Source organism: Pseudoalteromonas sp. SG41-2, assembly GCF_014164535.1.
GTDB lineage: Bacteria > Pseudomonadota > Gammaproteobacteria > Enterobacterales > Alteromonadaceae > Pseudoalteromonas > Pseudoalteromonas rhizosphaerae.
The window spans coordinates 1-600 of record NZ_JACJFK010000113.1 but is presented as its reverse complement, the minus strand read 5'-3'; the positions used below and the strand labels follow the sequence as shown (position 1 = coordinate 600).

The 600-nt window shown below is 35.5% G+C and carries 1 protein-coding gene; it reads left to right on the top strand.

Annotated elements, in window-relative coordinates; translation table 11 throughout:
• The first annotated feature begins 178 nt into the window (after positions 1–178).
• On the top strand, positions 179–472 hold the full coding sequence (locus H5186_RS22690; RefSeq protein ID WP_182795058.1) for a hypothetical protein: 294 nt from the start codon (positions 179–181) through the stop codon (positions 470–472).
• The last annotated feature ends 128 nt before the right edge of the window (positions 473–600 follow it).

Sequence of the window (600 nt, the reverse complement as noted above, 5' to 3'; positions counted from 1 at the left end):
TCTTTAAAAATTTAAAAAATTGAACCTAAAGTGATGCATTTAATTGCTTTAGGTTTAGTTTGCAGCTTCTGTTAGTAGTGGCGTTGTTATTTTTCCTGATGGAAAATTAAGAAGACAGCCACCTTAAAATACGCGTATTTTAGAAATGGAATAACAATGACACCATCTTAATTTTTTAGTGACTGATTTATCAAGTGGGCAAGGTGTACGACTTGATTTAAATCAATATAACTGCGCCGCCATATTTAAAGCGCTCAACACAACCAGAATCACGTTTAGACTACGTGTTAAAACGTATCCAAAAGGTAAAGGGGCGTCAGTTAGCACAGCCTTTGAGGATAATAAATTTATATTACCAGTATCAAAACGCGATGAGTACGGCGAGCTTGAAAAACCAAATAAATGGCTTACAACCGAAGTGAATTTATCACTATGGAATTATGCGCTAAAAAAAGAATTAGGATTTGAGTAACATTATGATAAACACCGAGCAAGTATCTGAATTACGCCCCCCTAAAAAACCAACTGATATGGGGAAGTATTACCGAAAAGTGGAAATCAATTATGACAACCTGTTAGGAGAAAAAGATGAGGTTGGCG